Here is a 19,451-nt window from a genome sequence, read left to right as displayed (position 1 = left end):
TCAGCCCTTCCTTGGATTCCAGACAACCTTCTTCTCGCCCTTGGAGAAGGCGACAAATGCCTTAAAGGACGCAAGGTTTAACAACACGAAGTAGTAAGGCAGGGCATAAACGGTAGAAAGCGATTGTCCCCGGCTCTCTTTTTGATAGCCCGCCCACGCGAAATAAAGAAACAGTGCATAACCAATTGCCGCTAATGCATAAAGCCCTTTCACCGATGCAAGATAAAGTGCTGCAATCGCAAGGGTTACCATGGGCGCAAAGGCCGCGTAGCGAAGCAGTTTGTGGGAAATAAGCTGCCAAGCGAAAAGCGGATCATTGGCTGGGTTCATCAGCCGCTTCATATCTTTCAGAGCCCACAACGCACGAAGACTAACCCTCACCCGCATGCTGAATTCACTGCCCCCATCGCTTAATGCTTCTTCCTTGAGCAGCGCCCCAGGTTCATAAACAACGCGGTACCCCTGCTCAACCACTTTGAGTGGCTGCACGAAATCCGGCAACTGATCGGCATTCAGCTCGGAATGCAGTTCTTTACGCATTGCGTCAATGCCACCATCAACGCCCACCACAGAGCCTACCAGAGTCTCCTGTGCCCTGAGCCAGTTCTCATACTTCATGTAAGCACTACAGCCGTCGCCAATCAGGGCGCCCTCCGGGTTCACGTAGACCATTTTTCCGGTTACGTATCCCACCGCTGGGTCGTTGAAGTTACTCACCAGTGCTTTAAGGGCTTGTTGATCCCATTCGGAGTTGGCATCCGAAAACGCCAGAATATCCCCCTCCGCATGCTGTTTGAGCATGTTGAGCCCTGCGGTTTTTCCCTGCCGAGGTACCTGACGAAACAGTTTGACCGGGAAAGGCGCATCCGCAGCAACCGCCTGGACAATCTCGTCGGTTCCGTCCTCTGACTCATCGGAAACCACCAGGATCTCCAATTGCTCCCTGGGATAGTCCAACGCCAGCTTGTTCCTGAGCGTAGCCTCAATATCTTTAGCCTCATTGTAGGCCGCTATCAGTATCGAGACTTTTGGTAGATAAGCACCGCTCTTGTTTATTGGCAAAGGGCGCGCTGCCGCCAGCAGCTTGATGCAGATGGGATAGCCAAAGTATATGTATAGCAACAACAGGAAAGACAACCAGAAAACTGCAACCATCATGCTATCCCTGCTACAGAGTCTGAACCCAGAGTGTTCAGTGATCGGTCAAGAACTCCCTCGCTTTCCAGAACTTTGCTCATGGTGGTAAACCGGAAATCTGACAACAACGTTGCTAATCGCTGCTCACACACATCCAGATTATTGTAATGACGAAATCGCGAGAACCATTTCACGTCAAGCCGAGGTTGTTCAGGGTCTACCTCCCAAGGATGGAGATAAAAGACAAAAGGTTTCCCTTGGCGGTTTATTGAGCCCAGCCCCATCCTGCTAAACCTATACGGGAATAAGCGAAAATATCCGCCACCCGCAATCGGTAAGGTATAACCGGGAAACTTCAGGGTGCTAAGTGGGAATTCCGCTAGCTCATAACCGTTATCGGTTGTTAGCCGGTGCGGCCATCGTGGGGTGCCGGGCATGCCGTATCGGTCGTGGTGCACCGGGAAGATTGATGAGTCCCAGGTGAAGCCTTGCTCGGCTAAAATATCCAGCGCCCATCGCGACTCATTCGTGATGGAGTAACTGGCTGCGCGGTAGCCTGTGACAGGCGCCTGAACAATGTCTTCCAGAATCTTTTTCGAACGGATGGTTTCTTCGCGGAATACTTCTGGGGTTTGATTATAAATCAACTGATGGCTGTAGCCGTGGCTAGCCACTTCATGGCCCGCCACTGCTATACGCTTAACCATTTCCGGAGAACGCTCTGCCACCCAGCCTAGTGTGAAAAATGTGCCCTTTACGCCGGCTTCGTCAAACAAACTGAGGATTCGGTCTGTATTGGCTTCAACCCGATACTCCATGCTGGCCCAATCGTCGTAATCCACGGCCTCCGCCAGCGCAGCAACCTGAAAGTAATCTTCCACGTCGATGGTCAATGCATTTTGAATTCGCTGCGTCATCGCTCAAGCCTCTCGCACATCCTGTGCGTGTTATCGGAATCGGTATTCCAAACCAACCAACACCCAGTTCTCGTCATATTCACTGGTGGGCGCATCACTGACTTTATTTTGATGACCGACTTTTGCGGTCAAGCTCAAATCTCTGGAGGCCTCATGCTCAGCCCCTACTTCAAACCGTGTAATTCGTTCATCCAGCTCGTCGCTGGCATATGTCAGGTAGTCATACCCCAACCCAATATGCCCTGTGGTGCGCTCTGCAATTGGACGGCCGTATCTGAAGTTCACGCCACCGCCGTCTTCTCGTTCGGGGTCATCGATATAGTCCGACTGGCTGCCATAAAACTCGACATTTAGCGTTGCGCCGTTGGAGAAACGATTGTCAAAGCCCGTCGAAACGGTCGTCGTTTCGACGGTAATGGAATCTTCTAAACTGAACTGGAAGTTCTCGAAAACAAAATCCACGTTCGAACTTCTATCCGTCAATTGGTGAGCTGCACGCAGATACCAATCCGAGCTGGGTGTAAGCGCCCGTTGAATCGACAGTTCGCCCACCAGACCATCACTGGATTGCGTCGAACTACCTGCCTTGGTTTCAATTTCGCTTACACCTATCGCGCCTGACACATCCATGGTCGGCCAGTTTCTGCCGAACGTTAGGTTTACGGTTTTGACGTCAACTTCAGCCCCTGTTTCGTATTCAGTACGGCTGTAGTTGGCGCTCACGCCACCATTAAAGGTTTTGCTGAAGGCATGATTCCAAGCGGCGGACCCTAAATAACGTTCGGTGTCGCTGGTATCTCCCTCAGAAAATTCCGTGTTCTCATAGCGTGTAGATAGGGTTAACCAATTCGTCTCGTTAATGCGCCAGTTGTATCTGGGCCCGGTGCTAAACACGTTTTTCCGGGTGCGGTTATCCGGCGTATCGCTTGAACGGCTACTCTGGGTCACTTCACGAAGGGTATTAGCCACATCCCAGTACAGCTGATTGGCCAATTCGCAGTCGCCAAGAAAGTCCATCTCTCCATAGGCTTCGTCATCAAAGGTCCCGTCCAACCAGTTTGAATAGCCCAGTGTTCCGGCAAATGTCGCGTTGCAACGCCCTGGATCACTGGTGTATTCAGCTTTGATATATACCCGAGACTCGAGATCACTTTCTTCATCTCGGCTGGCCTTGCTCGCGTTGTCGGTATACCTGGAATCCAAACCTCCGGTAAGTTCTACTTGAGCCTGAGCACTCGGCATCGATGTACCGGCCACTGCCAACACCAACATCATTGGGGCTATGCTACGGTGAACCCTCACGTTCTGCGGCCTACCCATTGATCACAGCTCCAACGAATTTGTCGGGATTGAACGCCATTGCTGCATTTTCCGCAGTAGTGGCTGTAATTTTGCCGTGAGGCACCACAAGCATGGCGTAATCACAAAGTTCAGTGAGAATGCGTGCGTCTGGCGATTCCGAGATGGGTGCCGTATCCAAAACAATGAAGCGATCCGGGTAACGCCGGCGAACCGCCTGCAAAAACTGCTTCATGCGAAACGACGTAAAGAATTCGCCGGGAGTTTCTCGCCGGCTTCCGGCCGGAATCAACCGTAGGCGAGGGATACCGGTGGGATAGAGAATTCGGGCGATATCGAAATCCGGGTCATCGAGAAAGTCGGTTAAGCCTGTTTCCGGCATAACGTCCAAGGTGCTGTGCAACGATGGGTCCCGAAGGTTGCAATCGATAATCAAAGCAGTTTTTGACTGGTCGAATGCAAAGGCGGCCGCGAGGTTCAGGGCCACGAAGGAAGTACCAGCGCCTGGGCTGGCTCCACTAACCACTAATGTAAAGTTGTTGCCGCCTGAAAGCTCCAGCAGTTTGGTCCTTAGGTTACGGAAACGGTTTACCAAGCCCCGGTCAGGAGATTCCGGATATATTACCCGCCGTTCGTCCAAGTCATCCGGGGTTAACTTCCGGGGCTCCTGCATCCGAACGATCTGTTTGCTGATTACGTACTTATCGACAGCCCCGGGCCCGAGCTCTAGAGAACTCGGCACCAACAAACGGGAATCTTCCTCATCGCGCCGTGGCATCTCCGACTTCAGGTTCCTTTGTTCAGGCATCAAACCACTCCCAGATAAGCAAGTACGACAACGGCAACATAAATAACAACGGCCACGAGTGCTAAAACACCCACAAGCAGCGTCACTTTACGGTCGATGCGCTTTTCATAAGGCGTTCGTACTTTAGGAATTTCGATGAGCACAGGAAGCCCAATATCATCTTCCAACTGCTTGGAAGCTCGTATGCGCGGATCAACCTGGAGAATCCCGGCCAGCGCTCCGAAAGGTGCAGCCATTCCCAAAAACAATCCGGCAATCGCGAACATTGAAAACTTAGGGCCTGTGGGTTCACGAGGGTACTGTGCGGGCTCGTTAATTCGGTAATTAAGCCCCTGCCCTTCAATATCCAAATGCATGGAGACACGGGCTTTTTCCCGACGCTTCAGTAAGTCGTCGTATATCTCGCGGTTTACTTCCATATCCCGGGTTAGCTCGGAATAACGAGCTTTGTTAGCTTGAATCCGCTCCATTCTGAGCGTTTGTTCTTCCATCAGCTTTTCGAGGGAGCCAATACGGGTCTTCACCGTAGCCATGTCGGCCCGAGTGGTTGAAAGGGATGCACTGAGCTCCTGATAGAGCGGGTTCACCGCATCTTCACCGGACAAACTCCGTCGAGTGTTCGGGCGACGTGCGGCTGCTCGTTGCTGCTTTCTAAGCTCTGCAAGTTGCTCTTGCAGAATAACGATGTCCGGGTAGGTGTCGTGGTACTGCAGTCTTAGGGAGTCCAAACGTTCTTCAAGAATTCGGATCCTCTCGCTGTAGCTGTCTTGGCTCCGACCTTGCCGAATAGTCGGTCGAACCCCTGCTAGCTGCTCTTCCAGGGAGGCAGTTCGGGTAATGAGTTCTTCTTGCTCTAGCTTCGCCAGTTCTAATTGGTTTCGAAGCTGAGCCATACGAGCATTACCCTGCTCTTCTGTTCCGTCATTGTGTTCCGACAAAAACTGTTTCAGGCGATTCTCCGCATCGGCGAGTTGCTGCTCGTACCCCTTAACCTGTTTATCTATAAATTCGTACGCGCCACGACTTTCAACGCGTTTTCTATTCTTTGTTTCTTCGATAAACAGCTGGGCTAAACGTTGAGCTGTTCGGAACGACTCCATTTGAGATGTAGATTTAAAACCAATACTAAAGTAGTTATCTCCACGCGGACGCACTGCGACACCTGAGCGCACGTATGCAATCCGTTTTTCGATAGATTCCTGATCAGCTGGTGCTTCACCAAAAATACTCGAGTCGGTAGCGACCTTTTCGATAACGGTGCGGCTAAGGAGAAGTTCCTTAGCCGCCGATATGCGATCACTTATCTCCGTAGTGACAGCTCTCCCCTCCATGAGCGGAGTGATAATATTTTTGTCATCTACAAAAATCACGACGTCAGACTGGTACTTGTAAGGCCACAAAAAACCAGCGCCAAGAATTGCAAAACTCACGACTACGAACGCGAAGAACGCAAGCCACTTTCGGTTGCGAACTTCTCTGATAACTTCCTGCGGTATCTGCGAGAGCGGTAAAGCCATATTACTTAACCTTCTGTGTTCCGATGGAACTGCCCATCAGAACCGCCGTTCAGGAATGGTCAGGATATCTCCCGGGCGCATGGAGTAATTGGTGGTTACTTCACCTTTACTCAGGATGTCATCAACATTCACCGGAATGGCGACAACCTCACCGTCTAGTTTCCGATAAAGCATGGCATCGTTTAGCGCCGCAAACTCATTTGCTCCACCGGCACTGAGAAACACATCCAGCACCGTCATTCCACTGCGATGTGGCACGGATAGGGGCTGGCGAACCGCTCCGGTAACCCGCACCCGGTCGGTAAATTCATGGCTACCCATGGAAGTAACGACCACGCTAACCTGAGGTTCACGTATGTATTCTGCGAGTGATGCTTTGATATTAGTTGCCAACTCTTCCGGGGTGCGTCCGCTGGCTTGCACATCACCAACCAAAGGAACCGAGATCTTGCCATCCGGCCGAACGGGAACGGCAATGCTCAGGTCTTCGTTTCGCCATACCGACACTTGAACCACATCGGTTGCACCTAAGATGTACTGATCAACACTATCGCGTGATTCAACTTTTAACGCGCGTTGAATCTTCTCGGGAGAAGAGGCAGATGGGCCGGCACAGCCGGAAAACAACGCTACCGCCAACAAAGAGACAATAAGCCCTTGGGTGAGATACTTCCGTGACATCTTATTTCCTCGCGTCTGAGGTCCGTGCTTCGTTCCATGTCCCGGGAACAGCTTTATCCCGAAACTACCTTGATCCTTTCTTGAACAACACCACTTCGACTGTCTGAATAATAACCAGAAGATCAAGAAGCAGGCTTTGATTCTTGATGTAGTATAGGTCATACCTGAGCTTTTCTCGGGTATCTTCCTCATTATCTGCGTAGGCAAAACACAATTGTGCCCACCCGGTCACACCGGGCTTCACGCGGTGTCGCTCCGAATAAAAGGGAATGCTCTCGGAGAGCTGTTCCACGAACACCGGCCGCTCTGGGCGTGGCCCAACAAAGGCCATGGTGCCGTTGAGCACGTTAAAAATCTGTGGCAGCTCGTCGATCCGAACTTTGCGGATAAATTCACCGACTCGCGTAACCCGGGTGTCATTCTTTTTGGCCCATACCGCACCATGCTTTTCCGCATCGGTTGTCATAGACCGGAATTTATAAACACGAAAGACCCGGTTATTTAGCCCCACTCGCTCCTGGCTATAGAGCACAGGTGCTTTCAATCCATCCTCTATCTTGATCGCAAGCGCTGTCAGCAACATGATCGGGAAAGTGGCTAGCAGCAAAGTGCAGGCAGTCAGGATGTCCAGGCCGCGTTTTCCTAAGCCGTAAACTGAAGAAACGGTGAAGCCATCCGAGAACACAAGCCAGCCCCGCGTAATCATCTCCAGCGCGACTTTGCGGGACTCCCGTTCGTAGAAACTCGCACCATCAATGATCTGAACGCCTTCCATTTTGCATTCCAAAAGATCTTCCATTGGCAACCCACGCCGGCGGTCATCTACGGCGACCACAATTTCTCTCACAGGATGGCGTAACACATAGTCGTGAAGCGTAAAGGGGACGTTAAGAAGATGCTCCTCGGCGACTTGCACCTGTTCTTCTGGCATCGGCACAAAGCCGTCTAGCTTGAAACCTTTCCGGTTGAAGGGAGTGGTGAGGTCTTCAAGCATCTGTTTCGCCCTGTGCCCTGCGCCCAGCACCAGAACGCGTCGCTTGAAAACATCACTGCCAACCATCGCGAAGAATAAAACACGAATAATGCCGAGTGAAAAAATTGAAAGCACAGTGGCTGAGGTAAGCACTCCAAAGTTACCGAGATACCAGAGCCAATCATCTGCAATAAAATACGCAAAACCATGCACAGGTATGGCAAGAATCATCGCCATGATGGTTCGCAGCATCATTCCGGACATGCCCTCCTCAACGCTGGCTTCGTGCACACCGAGGGCGATCATGACAATCAGGTTGGCTAACGCGAAAACAAGAATGGAAGGAAAAACGAAGAGAAAACTTTCCGCAAAGAAGTCCATTTCCCCGAAAAAGCGGAAGAACGCGGCCAGTGAAAATGCAAGGCATATGACAACAAAGTCAATGAAGCCAAGAATTACAAAAGGCAGGTGGATATAGTGTCTGAATAACCTGACGTGGGCCACGTCATCTCCTTGTGCGGTTTATACTGCACTGTACTACTAGCGTCCCTTGCTACACACCGTAACAAACCGTAACAAGATTGTACGTCAATTAGTTGAAACTTCAATCACCCCATGAGCAAGATTTTATTTTGTTTTACAATTCCGTTTCAAACGGGAGAGCGTTAAGACACGCCATCTACACCCCAAACAAACCCACAAACTCATGCACCGGCATAATCTCCAACGCCCCGAGATCTTCGCAACGGGCCATAATCGCCTGGCATTTCCGCGGCACGAATCGCGATTTTAAGCTGTTTTCGAACTTCTCAACCAACAACGGCATACCCTCTTCTCGCCTTCTCCGATGCCCAATCGGGTATTCCACCGCGATCTTTTCCGTACTGCTGCCATCGGTGAAAAACACCTTAATTGCGTTGGCGATGGAGCGCTTGTCTGGCTCCAGATATTCCCGCGTGTAGCGTTCATCCTCAATCACCTGCATTTTTTCGCGCAGGCGGTCGATCTCGGGGTGGGCTTGGTGAAAGCTGTCTTCGTAGTGCTCGGCAGTAAGGCTGCCAAAAATCAGTGGCACCGCGGTCATGTATTGCAGGCAATGATCACGGTCGGCCGGATTGGCCAGTTCGCCCTGCTTGGAGATGATACGTATGGCGGATTCGTGGGTGGTTAGCTCGATGCGGTCGATCTCATCGAGCCGGTCTTTCACTTCCGGGTGAAGTTTCACAGCGGCCTCGGCCGCGGTTTGGGCATGGAACTCCGCCGGGAACGAGATTTTGAACAGCACGTTCTCCATCACATAGGAGCCAAAAGGCTGCGGTAATGAGAACTTGCGGAGTGCGTCAGGCTTTAGAGCCTGATCGCGATTGGTCTTGCTAAAGAGTACGTCGTAGAAACCCCATTGATTGGCGGTCAGGGCTCCGGGAACACCCATTTCGCCTCGCATAGCAATATCGGCCAAACGCACGCCACGTGATGCGGCGTCACCTGCGGCCCAGGATTTACGGGAGCCAGCGTTTGGGGCGTGGCGGTATGTGCGAAGGGATTGCCCGTCTACCCAAGCGTGGGACAAAGCCGAGAGCATTTGCTCTCTATCCGCCCCCATCAATTTTGCGCTTACAGCGGTGGAGGCCACCTTTACGAGTACAACGTGATCCAGCCCAACCCGGTTAAACGAGTTTTCCAGAGCGAGAACACCCTGAATTTCGTGGGCCATGATCATGGCTTCCAGCACGGCTTTCATGGCTAGGGACGCTTGCCCGTTGGCGACGCGTTTCTGGGAAAGGTGATCGGCAACCGCGAGAATGGCGCCGAGGTTATCAGAGGGGTGGCCCCATTCGGCCGCCAGCCAGGTATCGTTGTAATCCAGCCAGCGCACGGTGCAGCCGATATCCCAGGCCGCTTTAACCGGGTCTAACCGATATGGCGTGCCGGGCACCCTCGCCCCGTGAGGAACAACAGTGCCTTCCACATAGGGGCCAAGGTGTTTGGTGCATTCCGGAAACTTTAAGGCGAGAAGCCCGCAGCCCAGGGTGTCCATCAAACAGTAACGGGCAGTCTCCCATGCCTCGTCACTGTCGATTTGGTAATTGAGGACATAGTCCGCAATTTCCTGTAACACCTCATCGTAATCAGGACGTATGTTCTGGTCTACGTTGGCTCCCATGGCAAAATCCTCCAATTTCCGGAATCGTCAGGGTATGCCTCAGCTTAGTTCAGAAACTGTCTTGAGGCACCCTCACCCAACCTTCCATGATAATCCGCGCACTGCGGCTCATGATGGCTTTGGTTGCAGTCCACTGGCCATTCACTTTTTTGGCTTCCGCGCCTACGCGCAAAGTTCCTGAAGGATGGCCAAAGGTAACTTCGGCACGGTCACCGCCGCCAGCCGCCAGGTTCACCAATGTGCCCGGGATAGCCGATGCCGTCGCGATAGCCACCGCCGCCGTGCCCATCATGGCGTGATGCAGCTTGCCCATAGACAGAGCGCGTACCAGCAAATCCACGTCCGAGGCGTTAATTTGCTTGCCGCTGGACGATACGTAATCGACTGGTTTGGCGACAAAGGCCACTTTCGGGGTGTGCTGACGATTAGCTGCTTCGGCGATGTCTGTGATCAGGCCCATTTTCACCGCACCGTGGGCGCGGATGGTTTCGAACATGGTTAAAGCTTTCGGGTCACTGTTGATGTCGCCCTGAAGCTCACTGCCTTTGTAGCCAATGTCTTCGGCGTTCACGAAGATCGTGGGGATACCGGCGTTGATCATGGTCGCTTTGAGCGTGCCTACGCCCGGCACTTCCAGATCGTCTACCAGATTGCCGGTCGGGAACATGGAGCCTTCGCCATCGGCCGGGTCCATGAACTCGACCTTCACTTCAGCGGCCGGGAAAGTCACGCCATCCAGCTCGAAATCGCCGGTTTCCTGCACCTTACCGTTGGTGATGGGTACGTGGGCAACGATGGTCTTCTTGATGTTCGCTTGCCAGATCCGAACCGTGCAGATGCCGTTTTCAGGAATGCGCTCTTTCGCAACGAAGCCGCTGTTGATGGCGAACGCACCGACTGCCGCGGTCAGGTTGCCGCAGTTGCCGCTCCAATCCACGAAGGGTTTGTCGATGGACACCTGACCGAACAGGTAGTCCACGTCGTGGTCTGGCTGAGTAGGTGCCGCCAGAATCACGGTTTTACTGGTACTGGAGGTGGCGTTGCCCAAACCGTCGATTTGCTTCTCGTAGGGATCGGGGCTGCCGATGACTCTGAGCAACAGCTTATCGCGAGCCTCGCCGGGCACTTGGCAGGCTTCGGGCAGATCTTGCAGACGAAAAAACGCGCCTTTACTGGTGCCGCCGCGCATGTAGGTAGCGGGTACTTTAATTTGTGGGGGGAAGCTCATGAAATGCCTCTCTTTGAAAGCATTTGGATGGGTGAGGTCTGACCCCTTTGCCAGAATGGCTGGGGTCAGATGCCCAAACTACAATCTGATTACGCAGCGCCTTCGGCTTCCAGGAAGTCTTGGGCGAAGCGCTGGAGTACACCGCCAGCTGAATAGATGTTCAGCTCAGCGAAGGTATCCAGACGGCACGTCACAGGCACTTCAACGGACTCGCCGTTCTTGCGGTTGATGACCAGCGTGAGCTCCGCACCCGGGGCAATTTCGCCTTTTACATCGAAGGTTTCAGTGCCGTCGATGTTGTAGGTGTGGCGAGTGTCGCCTTCACGGAACTGCACCGGCAGTACGCCCATGCCAACCAGGTTGGTACGGTGAATACGCTCGAAGCCTTCCGCGACAATCACCTCCACACCCGCCAGACGAACGCCCTTGGCCGCCCAGTCACGGGAGGAACCCTGGCCGTAATCCGCACCGGCAACGATAATCAGTGGCTGCTTGCGCTCCATGTAGGTTTCAATAGCTTCCCACATACGAGTGACCTGCCCTTCCGGCTCGATGCGAGCAAGGGAGCCCTGCTTCACTTCGCCGTTTTCATCCCGAACCATTTCGTTCAGCAGTTTCGGGTTAGCAAAGGTCGCGCGCTGTGCGGTCAGGTGGTCACCACGGTGGGTAGCGTAAGAGTTAAAGTCTTCCTCCGGCACGCCCATTTTGTGCAGGTATTCACCCGCTGCAGAATCCATCATGATGGCATTGGACGGCGACAGGTGGTCTGTGGTGATGTTGTCACCCAGAACCGCCAGCGGACGCATGCCTGTCATGGTGCGCTCTGCCGCCAAAGCGCCTTCCCAGTATGGCGGGCGACGGATGTAGGTAGACATCGGGCGCCAGTCGTAAAGAGGGCTCTTGGCCTGTTCAACGGCATCCAGGTTGAACATCGGGATGTAGACTTCTTTGAACTGTTCTGGCTTCACGAATTCGCCGACGATGCGGTCGATTTCTTCATCAGACGGCCACAGATCTTTCAATGTGACCGGCTTGCCGTCTTTGTCGTAACCCAAGGCATCCTGTTCGATGTCGAAGCGCACCGTACCGGCAATGGCGTAGGCCACAACGAGCGGAGGTGATGCCAGGAAGGCTTGCTTCGCATACGGGTGGATACGGCCATCAAAGTTACGGTTACCGGACAGTACTGCGGTTGAGTACAGATCACGGTCGATGATTTCCTGCTGGATTTTCGGGTCCAGCGCGCCAGACATGCCGTTACAGGTGGTGCAGGCGTAGGCCACGATACCGAAGCCCAGCTTTTCCATTTCTGGCAGCAGGCCGGCTTCTTCCAAGTACAGGCGAGCCACTTTAGAGCCCGGCGCGAAGGAAGATTTAACCCAAGGTTTACGAACCAAGCCTAACTCGTTGGCTTTTTTCGCCACCAAACCAGCCGCCACCACGTTCCGGGGGTTAGACGTGTTGGTGCACGACGTGATCGCCGCGATGATAACTGCGCCGTCTGGCATCAACCCTTTACGCTCTTCTTCCAGCGCTGCTTCCAGATTCACGGCAATGCCGCGCTCTTCAAGCTCTGAGGTTGCAACACGACGATGCGGGTTGGACGGGCCAGCCACGTTGCGAACAACCGTAGACAGATCAAATTCCAGCACACGCTCGTACTGGGCTTCGGTCATTTCGGTAGCCCACAGGCCAGTTTCTTTCGCGTACTTTTCAACCAGATCAACCTGCTCTGGCTCACGGCCGGTCAGCTTCAGGTAATCGATGGTCTGTTCATCGATGTAGAACATGCCCGCGGTGGCACCGTATTCCGGTGTCATGTTGGAGATGGTCGCCCGGTCGCCGATGGTCAGGCTGGAGGCACCTTCTCCAAAGAACTCCAGATACGCGCCTACAACGCGTTCTTTACGCAGGAATTCGGTAATGGCCAGAACGATGTCAGTTGCGGTGATGCCTGGCTGGCGCTTGCCGGTCAGTTTCACGCCAACGATGTCCGGCAGGCGCATCATGGAGGGCTGTCCCAACATAACCGTTTCTGCTTCCAGACCACCCACACCAATCGCAATAACGCCCAGCGCATCGATGTGCGGCGTATGGCTGTCGGTTCCGACACAGGTATCCGGGAAGGCAATCGGATGCCCGTCTTCATCAGGACGGTTCTGGATCACCGGAGACATCTTCTCCAGATTGATCTGGTGCATGATGCCGTTACCAGCCGGAATCACGTCCACATTACGGAAAGCGGTGCGTGTCCAGTTGATGAAGTGGAAACGATCTTCGTTTCGGCGCTCTTCAATCGCACGGTTTTTCTCGAAAGCATCCGGATCACAACCCGCGGCTTCAACCGCCAGGGAATGGTCCACAATCAGCTGGGTCGGAACCACCGGGTTTACCTTGGCGGGATCACCGCCCTTCTCGGCGATGGCATCACGCAGGCCGGCCAGGTCAACCAATGCGGTCTGGCCAAGAATGTCGTGACAAACCACTCGCGCCGGATACCACGGGAAGTCGAGATCGCGCTTACGCTCAATCAGTTGCTTCAGGGAATCCGTCAGTGATTCGGCATCGCAACGACGAACCAGTTGTTCGGCCAGAATCTTCGACGTGTAAGGCAGTTTGGCGTAGGCGCCAGGCTGGATGTCTTCGATGGCCTGCCAGGTGTCGTAGTACTTCAGGTCGGTACCCGGAAGCGGCTTTCTGTATTCGGTGTTCATCTTGTGTCCTCTAATTAGGAGATAGGCTCGGGCAACATGGCTGGGGTCTGACCCCGCGGGGTCAGACCCCAACGGGGAGTCAACAATTCCCTATAATTGCTTAGCCTTTAGCTGCGCTTTTCAATCGGCAGCCATTCCTGATTTTCCGGGCCGGTGTAGTCCGCGCTTGGGCGGATGATACGGTTCTTGGCACGCTGCTCTTTCACGTGCGCGGTCCAGCCGGATACTCGCGACATCACGAAGATGGGCGTAAACAGTTCGGTCGGGATGCCCATGAAGTGATAAGCCGAGGCATGGAAGAAATCCGCGTTGCAGAACAGTTTCTTCTCGCGCCACATAACTTCTTCACAACGCACCGAAACCGGGTACAGAACGGTATCGCCCACTTCTTGTGCCAATTTCTCGGACCACTTCTTGATGATGCCGTTGCGGGGGTCCGAGTCGGTGTAGATCGCGTGACCGAAGCCCATGATCTTTTCTTTGCGCTCGAGCATGCCCATCAAACCCGCTTCGGCTTCATCCGGAGTCTTGAAACGCTGGATCAGTTCCATAGCTGCTTCGTTGGCGCCACCGTGCAGAGGTCCGCGCAGAGAACCGATAGCACCGGTCACACAGCTGTGAATGTCTGACAAGGTTGACGCACACACGCGAGCGGTGAAGGTAGACGCGTTAAACTCGTGCTCTGCGTACAGAATCAGAGACACGTTCATCACGCGCTCATGCAGCTCGCTCGGCTTTTTGCCGTGCAGCAGTTCCAGGAACAGGCCACCGATAGAGTCGGATTCGCTGTTCGCGGTATCGATACGCACGCCTTCGTGGGCGAAGCGGTACCAATAAGTGATAATCGCCGGGAACGCCGCCAGCATACGGTCGATCTTATCGTCCTGCTCACTGAAATCGTTTTCAGTTTCCAGGTTACCCAACATGGAGCAACCGGTGCGCATCACGTCCATCGGGTGGGCGTTGCTCGGAATTTGCTCCAAAACGGTTTTCAGGGCGTCCGGCAGAGTGCGCAGGCTCTTGAGCTTGGCCTTGTATGCATCCAGCTCCTGCTGGTTAGGCAGCTTGCCACGCAGTAGCAGGTATGCGACTTCTTCAAACTGGGCATTTTCGGCCAGATCTTTCACGTCGTAGCCGCGATACGTGAGGCCCGCACCGGTTTTACCTACCGTACATAGCGCCGTTTCACCAGCTACCTGGCCACGCAGACCTGCTCCACCTAGTTTCTTTGCTTCAGCCATGTTGGTCTCCCTCAATGTTCAGTTGTTAGAGTTTTAACGATTCAGTCTTTTTTCTGAGTGAACAATTCGTCCAGCTTCTGCTCGAAGTCGTGGTAGTTCAGGAAGTCGTAGAGCTCCATGCGAGTCTGCATCAGATCCACCACGTCTTTCTGGTCACCTTTTTCCAAGATGTTCTGGTAAACCGTCAGTGCTGCTTTGTTCATCGCACGGAAGGCACTGAGTGGGTACAACACCATAGCGGCACCAGCTTCCGCCAGCTCAGCCTTGTTGTACAGCGGCGTAGCACCAAACTCGGTGATGTTTGCCAGGATCGGCGCGTCGATGGCTTCGGCAAAGGCCTTGTAGTCCGACAGCTCGTGGACCGCTTCGGCGAAAATGCCATCCGCGCCGGCTTCGATGCAGGCTTTCGCACGATCAATCGCAGCTTCCAGACCTTCTTTCTGGAAGGCATCGGTACGGGCCATGATGAAGAAATCTTTGTCTTCACGGGCATCGGCGGCCGCACGAATACGATCTACCATTTCCTCTTTGGAGACAATTTCTTTGTTCGGACGATGGCCACAGCGCTTCTGGGCAACCTGGTCTTCAATGTGAACAGCGGCTGCGCCTGCACGTTCCATTTCCCGAATGGTGCGGGCAATGTTGAAAGCACCACCCCAACCCGTGTCGATATCAACCAGTAGCGGTACATCGGTGGCGGCAGTAATACGGCGAACGTCTTCGACAACGTCGTTCATGCTGGTCATGCCCAGATCCGGCAGGCCGTAGGATGCGTTCGCAACACCACCACCTGACAGGTAAATGGCCTGATGCCCTACCCGCTCAGCCATCATGGCTGCGTACGCGTTGATCGTGCCGACAATCTGCAGCGGTTGGTTTTCTTTAAGAGCTTTGCGGAAACGAGCACCTGCGGAAAGCTTTGCCATAACATTTACCTCTTAATCAGATGGTTAGAACGCCTTCTTGAATCTTTTTCTCAATATTTTGACGGGCGGCGTTGATGTGTCTTTTCATTAGAAATTCGGCGAGTTCACCATCACGCTGGGCAATGGCTTCGACGATACTGCGGTGTTCACCCAGCGCCATATGGGGGCGCCCGGCGGATGTGCTTAATCGGTAGCGATACATTCGCACCATGTAGTAGAGATCGCCCAAAAGCATCTGGGCCAATTTGGTGTTTCTGCTCCCGGTGGCAATGCGGTGATGAAAGTCATAATCGCCTTCGGCCTGATAGTAAGCCTGCCCTTGGGCTTCTTCGATCATCGCTTCATGACTGTCCAGAGTCGCCAGCAAATCCTGGATTTCCTCATCAGTCATGCGCTCGGCCGCTTGCCGAGCCGCCAGGCCTTCCATCACTTCTCGAATTCGGTACAGTTCGATCAACTCATCCGCACTGACAGAAACCACCTTCACCCCGGCATGAGGCCGGCGCACCAACAGGCCGCGAGATTCCAGCCGGCCCAGCGCTTCTCGAAGCGGCCCACGGGTCAGATTAAAGCGAGAGCACAGCTCCACCTCACCGATTTTTTCACCCGGCGCCAGATCACCTTTAACAATGGCGGTTTGCAAACAATCGAACGCTTCGTCTGCGCGGGTTTGAGTTTGTAACTGAACTTCAGCCATATTTTGTTAACAATCCAGACTATGATGTTTCGAAAAGTACGCCTCAACTCGTGGATTGTCAACAATATGCCTTACGGCGAAAGTATAATTGTTAGCATGATTTTGGCCGAAGCCTGCACTTCCCTCCTTTAAGCCCACGAAACCCTCCATTTAGCGCCGCAACTTCGCTACACTTAGCGCACTTTGTGGGAAGGCTCCCAACAAGCCCGAATCGAATAAAGGATGAACCCTATGATCAAGAAGTGTCTCTTCCCCGTTGCCGGTTATGGCACACGCTTCCTCCCGGCCACCAAGGCCATGCCCAAAGAGATTCTGCCGGTTGTTAACAAGCCGCTGGTTCAGTACGGCGTCGAAGAAGCGTCAGACGCTGGCATACACGAGTTTGGTTTTGTGACGGGCCGCGGTAAGCGCGCAATCGAAGACCACTTCGACATCAGTTACGAGCTGGAACACCAGATCGCCGGTACAGGCAAAGAAGGCCTGCTTACCTCAATCCGCGATTTGATTGATAACAACACCTTCGCGTTTACGCGCCAAAGCGAGATGAAAGGTCTGGGGCACGCCATTCTGACGGGCCGCAACCTGGTTGGTGACAACCCGTTCGCTGTGGTTCTGGCCGACGACTTCTGCGTGGGCCCGGAGGACGACGACGGTGTACTGAGCCAGATGGTGAAACTGTACAACCAGTTCCGCTGCTCAATTGTCGCCATCGAAGAAGTGCCGATGGATGAAACCCATAAGTACGGTGTGATTGCCGGTGAATCCATGAAAGACGGCCTGTACCGCATCACCGACATGGTTGAAAAGCCTGCGCCCGAGAATGCACCCAGCAACCTCGCGATCATCGGTCGCTACATTTTGACGCCGGACATCTTTGAGATTCTGGAGCGCACGCCTCCGGGCAAAAACGGCGAGGTGCAGATTACTGATGCCCTACTGGAACAAGCCAAGAACGGCTGCGTGCTGGCGTATCAATTTAAAGGTAAGCGTTTCGACTGCGGCAGCATTGATGGCTTTGTGGAAGCCACCAATTACGTGTACGAAAACATCTACAAGAAAGGCAAGTAAGGGCTTAGCCCCCTAGCAGCTGCAATACCATGCGCCGGTTGTCCATTGAGGCTTTACGGAACCGGCGCAGAATTTCCATCTCCTCATCGGACAACCGCACGCGCTCTATTTCCTGCTCCAGCTCCTTTAGCGCTTCCGCCAGACCGTCCTCGTTACTGACAACCAAGCCCGGCAGCTCCAACTGGTCGGCATCGCTGTCCTCATTCATGTCCAGCATTTGTTCTAGCGGCGTTTCTGTTTTTACACACAAATCCAGCAGTTCTGCCAAGCCCGGGTAACTCCGCTGCTTGAGTTCCGGCGCCTCCCAGCGCTGAACCACGGTTTCCTCTACGCCACACATGGCCGCAATGTCGGAACAAGATAACTGGCCCGCTTCGCGGAGATAGCGCAAGCGACGATGAAATGTTTGCAGGTACCGCATCCTGTTGCCTCTGACCGGTTAACTGTGGCCGCCTTTAACCGCCACTTAGCATTGAGCACGATGAAGAATGTTATACGGCAATGTAGCGTATATGTCGCTTTAGGCACAATGCACGAGTTCTTATCATCCGCCTATCGGTTTTCGCTGCTTTATTTTTTAGCGTCCTAACGATAAATTGGTCCACCTTTTTTATCGATGCAGGCTTTGCTTACCCATGTCTGACGCTCATAAATCCGACTTTCTCTTGGTTGTTGTCACGCTTCTGGCGGCAGTCGGCTGGATGTTTTCGAAAGAAGCGGTCCTGATGATGCCGCCGCTGTTATTTATGGCCGTTCGCTTTTTAGTTGCCGGTGGCGTGTTGTTTCTTTTGGCCTTACCCGCTTTGCGCCGTCTGAGCATGGATCAAATTCAGCGCAGTATTGGCGTTGGGGCCGTGTTCGGGATTGCGATGACCTGCTGGATTATGGGGCTTTTTCACGGCGACAGCATGGGTGAAGGCGCTTTTCTAACCAGCTTGGGCGTGGTTATTGTACCCATACTCGCAAGGGCGGTATTTGGTGAAGCGCAGCCCATAAGCACATGGATAGCGATACCCATCGCGATATCCGGGCTAGCCCTGCTTTCACTGGAAAACGGTTTCAAACCAGACCCGGGCCAGCTCTATTTCGTGATGGCTGCATTTATTTTTGCTCTCTATTTTACCCTGAACACCCGGACGGCTAACCAACGAACCGTGGTAAACAAACACGGGGAAACCATCGAGAAAAAGAAAGTACCCGCCCTTCCACTCACTGCCATGGCACTCCTGACCGTGGGCGCAGTTACATTGGCTGAATCGGCCATCACTGAACCCTGGGCGGCAACCTTCACCAACCCGCCGCCAATCTTGTACGTATGGGTATTGGCCAGTGCCCTCATCGCCACCGCGGGACGTTTTTTACTGCAAACCTATGCGCAAAGTCTGTCAGCGCACAGCCACGGGGTGGTGATTCTGATTTTGGAGCCAGTATGGGTCGCGCTGTTTGCCGCTGTGTGGTTTGACGAGAGCATGACCCTCCTCCAAATCGGCGGTTGCGCCCTTATATTTGCGGCTTTATTAGTCAATCGCTGGAGCGCCCTGCGGCGTGCGATTAAAGGCCTGATCAAAGTGAAAAATACTACTCAAAGTAGTTGACCAGTAACGAGATAATCAGTATATTTCGTCCCCGTTGCAGGACATAGGACCATAGCTCAGTTGGTTAGAGCGCTACCTTGACATGGTAGAGGTCCCCAGTTCGAATCTGGGTGGTCCTACCAATTCTGCGAGTAAAAGAGTCACTTAGGCGTAAGCCAAGTGGCTTTTTTTGCGCCCGAATTTTGATCGGCATCTTGGCCACATTAGGCTTGATATTTCCCTCGCCTATAACTGACATTCCCCCCACACACTGCATATCTACACATACGCTCAATAAAAACGTGCGTATTCGGCTGATTCAAGCCACGCTATACCGCAGATGCAAACGTTCCGGCGTCGGCTTTCTTTACGCCCCACCTATTTTTCAAAGATGAAAATCTTGGATCAAAGCCATAAGCAAATGAAAAGCATCGATTAACTCTTGGCTTTATAAATTGGTCTAGTTCCTGCAAGCCCGCTCAGTACCTCAGGTGCACTTTCGTTTGG

The 19,451-nt window shown here is 53.4% G+C and carries 16 protein-coding genes and 1 tRNA gene; 3 read left to right on the top strand and 14 right to left on the bottom strand.

From position 1 onward, the window contains the following. The 13 genes from MWU64_RS04120 to MWU64_RS04060 form a co-directional block, all read right to left on the bottom strand. A complete protein-coding gene (locus MWU64_RS04120) occupies positions 1 to 1,158 on the bottom strand; it encodes a glycosyltransferase family 2 protein (protein WP_247061377.1) in 1,158 nt (385 codons plus the stop codon). Then, entirely contained in the window at positions 1,155 to 2,054 is a 900-nt protein-coding gene (locus MWU64_RS04115) for an XrtA system polysaccharide deacetylase (RefSeq protein ID WP_247061375.1), read from the bottom strand. Before MWU64_RS04115 ends, MWU64_RS04120 begins: the two co-directional genes overlap by 4 nt. Before the next feature lie 30 nt (positions 2,055 to 2,084). Further along, positions 2,085 to 3,374 carry an outer membrane beta-barrel protein gene (locus MWU64_RS04110; protein ID WP_247061373.1) on the bottom strand — a complete coding sequence of 430 codons (1,290 nt, stop codon included), beginning with the start codon at positions 3,372 to 3,374 and terminating at the stop codon, positions 2,085 to 2,087. After that, positions 3,367 to 4,161, bottom strand: coding sequence for a polysaccharide biosynthesis protein (locus tag MWU64_RS04105; RefSeq protein WP_247061371.1), 795 nt, complete (start codon positions 4,159 to 4,161; stop codon positions 3,367 to 3,369). Before MWU64_RS04105 ends, MWU64_RS04110 begins: the two co-directional genes overlap by 8 nt. Further along, positions 4,161 to 5,678, bottom strand: coding sequence for an XrtA system polysaccharide chain length determinant (locus MWU64_RS04100; RefSeq protein ID WP_247061369.1), 1,518 nt, complete (start codon positions 5,676 to 5,678; stop codon positions 4,161 to 4,163). The genes MWU64_RS04105 and MWU64_RS04100 overlap by 1 nt, the downstream gene beginning before the upstream one ends. Positions 5,679 to 5,714: 36 nt before the next feature. Next, a complete protein-coding gene (locus MWU64_RS04095) occupies positions 5,715 to 6,359 on the bottom strand; it encodes an XrtA/PEP-CTERM system exopolysaccharide export protein (RefSeq protein WP_247061367.1) in 645 nt (214 codons plus the stop codon). A 64-nt stretch (positions 6,360 to 6,423) separates the two neighbouring features. Next, a complete protein-coding gene (locus MWU64_RS04090) occupies positions 6,424 to 7,836 on the bottom strand; it encodes a TIGR03013 family XrtA/PEP-CTERM system glycosyltransferase (protein ID WP_247061365.1) in 1,413 nt (470 codons plus the stop codon). A gap of 175 nt (positions 7,837 to 8,011) precedes the next feature. Continuing rightward, positions 8,012 to 9,496, bottom strand: coding sequence for a bifunctional 2-methylcitrate dehydratase/aconitate hydratase (locus MWU64_RS04085; protein WP_247061363.1), 1,485 nt, complete (start codon positions 9,494 to 9,496; stop codon positions 8,012 to 8,014). 49 nt (positions 9,497 to 9,545) lie between these two features. Beyond that, positions 9,546 to 10,724, bottom strand: a complete 1,179-nt coding sequence (gene prpF, locus MWU64_RS04080) for a 2-methylaconitate cis-trans isomerase PrpF (protein ID WP_247061354.1) — start codon at positions 10,722 to 10,724, stop codon at positions 9,546 to 9,548. An 89-nt stretch (positions 10,725 to 10,813) separates the two neighbouring features. Continuing rightward, entirely contained in the window at positions 10,814 to 13,438 is a 2,625-nt protein-coding gene (acnD, locus tag MWU64_RS04075) for a Fe/S-dependent 2-methylisocitrate dehydratase AcnD (protein ID WP_247061351.1), read from the bottom strand. Positions 13,439 to 13,545: 107 nt separating this feature from the next. After that, positions 13,546 to 14,679, bottom strand: a complete 1,134-nt coding sequence (gene prpC / locus MWU64_RS04070) for a 2-methylcitrate synthase (protein ID WP_247061349.1) — start codon at positions 14,677 to 14,679, stop codon at positions 13,546 to 13,548. A gap of 41 nt (positions 14,680 to 14,720) precedes the next feature. Then, complete coding sequence (gene prpB / locus MWU64_RS04065) at positions 14,721 to 15,605, bottom strand: methylisocitrate lyase (protein WP_114333582.1); 885 nt, start codon at positions 15,603 to 15,605, stop codon at positions 14,721 to 14,723. Between the two features lie 16 nt (positions 15,606 to 15,621). Continuing rightward, complete coding sequence (locus tag MWU64_RS04060; protein ID WP_199006935.1) at positions 15,622 to 16,302, bottom strand: GntR family transcriptional regulator; 681 nt, start codon at positions 16,300 to 16,302, stop codon at positions 15,622 to 15,624. A gap of 231 nt (positions 16,303 to 16,533) precedes the next feature. Here MWU64_RS04060 and galU point away from each other — a divergent pair, with 231 nt between their 5' ends. Further along, on the top strand, positions 16,534 to 17,370 hold the full coding sequence (galU, locus tag MWU64_RS04055; RefSeq protein ID WP_247061347.1) for a UTP--glucose-1-phosphate uridylyltransferase GalU: 837 nt from the start codon (positions 16,534 to 16,536) through the stop codon (positions 17,368 to 17,370). 4 nt (positions 17,371 to 17,374) lie between these two features. Here galU and MWU64_RS04050 read toward each other — a convergent pair whose 3' ends face one another. Further along, the gene (locus MWU64_RS04050) at positions 17,375 to 17,791 is read right to left on the bottom strand and encodes an XRE family transcriptional regulator (protein WP_247061329.1); all 417 of its coding nucleotides are present in this window, start codon (positions 17,789 to 17,791) and stop codon (positions 17,375 to 17,377) included. A 214-nt stretch (positions 17,792 to 18,005) separates the two neighbouring features. Here MWU64_RS04050 and MWU64_RS04045 point away from each other — a divergent pair, with 214 nt between their 5' ends. Beyond that, on the top strand, positions 18,006 to 18,965 hold the full coding sequence (locus tag MWU64_RS04045; protein WP_247061326.1) for a DMT family transporter: 960 nt from the start codon (positions 18,006 to 18,008) through the stop codon (positions 18,963 to 18,965). A gap of 45 nt (positions 18,966 to 19,010) precedes the next feature. Next, positions 19,011 to 19,087: transfer RNA gene (locus tag MWU64_RS04040), tRNA-Val, on the top strand. Positions 19,088 to 19,451: the final 364 nt, after the last annotated feature.

This window comes from Marinobacter sp. S0848L, from assembly GCF_023016065.1.
In the GTDB taxonomy this organism is placed as follows: domain Bacteria; phylum Pseudomonadota; class Gammaproteobacteria; order Pseudomonadales; family Oleiphilaceae; genus Marinobacter.
Note: the sequence above shows the minus strand (reverse complement) of the source record. Positions and strands in the feature narration are given on the sequence as shown.

What these genes read in the sequence shown, in the direction of transcription:
- MWU64_RS04120 (WP_247061377.1), bottom strand. Translation starts at nt 1,158, where the DNA reads ATGATGGTTGCAGTTTTCTGGTTGTCTTTCCTGTTGTTGCTATACATA.
- MWU64_RS04115 (WP_247061375.1), bottom strand. Translation starts at nt 2,054, where the DNA reads ATGACGCAGCGAATTCAAAATGCATTGACCATCGACGTGGAAGATTAC.
- MWU64_RS04110 (WP_247061373.1), bottom strand. Translation starts at nt 3,374, where the DNA reads ATGGGTAGGCCGCAGAACGTGAGGGTTCACCGTAGCATAGCCCCAATG.
- MWU64_RS04105 (WP_247061371.1), bottom strand. Translation starts at nt 4,161, where the DNA reads ATGCCTGAACAAAGGAACCTGAAGTCGGAGATGCCACGGCGCGATGAG.
- MWU64_RS04100 (WP_247061369.1), bottom strand. Translation starts at nt 5,678, where the DNA reads ATGGCTTTACCGCTCTCGCAGATACCGCAGGAAGTTATCAGAGAAGTT.
- MWU64_RS04095 (WP_247061367.1), bottom strand. Translation starts at nt 6,359, where the DNA reads ATGTCACGGAAGTATCTCACCCAAGGGCTTATTGTCTCTTTGTTGGCG.
- MWU64_RS04085 (WP_247061363.1), bottom strand. Translation starts at nt 9,496, where the DNA reads ATGGGAGCCAACGTAGACCAGAACATACGTCCTGATTACGATGAGGTG.
- prpF (WP_247061354.1), bottom strand. Translation starts at nt 10,724, where the DNA reads ATGAGCTTCCCCCCACAAATTAAAGTACCCGCTACCTACATGCGCGGC.
- acnD (WP_247061351.1), bottom strand. Translation starts at nt 13,438, where the DNA reads ATGAACACCGAATACAGAAAGCCGCTTCCGGGTACCGACCTGAAGTAC.
- prpC (WP_247061349.1), bottom strand. Translation starts at nt 14,679, where the DNA reads ATGGCTGAAGCAAAGAAACTAGGTGGAGCAGGTCTGCGTGGCCAGGTA.
- prpB (WP_114333582.1), bottom strand. Translation starts at nt 15,605, where the DNA reads ATGGCAAAGCTTTCCGCAGGTGCTCGTTTCCGCAAAGCTCTTAAAGAA.
- MWU64_RS04060 (WP_199006935.1), bottom strand. Translation starts at nt 16,302, where the DNA reads ATGGCTGAAGTTCAGTTACAAACTCAAACCCGCGCAGACGAAGCGTTC.
- galU (WP_247061347.1), top strand. Translation starts at nt 16,534, where the DNA reads ATGATCAAGAAGTGTCTCTTCCCCGTTGCCGGTTATGGCACACGCTTC.
- MWU64_RS04050 (WP_247061329.1), bottom strand. Translation starts at nt 17,791, where the DNA reads ATGCGGTACCTGCAAACATTTCATCGTCGCTTGCGCTATCTCCGCGAA.
- MWU64_RS04045 (WP_247061326.1), top strand. Translation starts at nt 18,006, where the DNA reads ATGTCTGACGCTCATAAATCCGACTTTCTCTTGGTTGTTGTCACGCTT.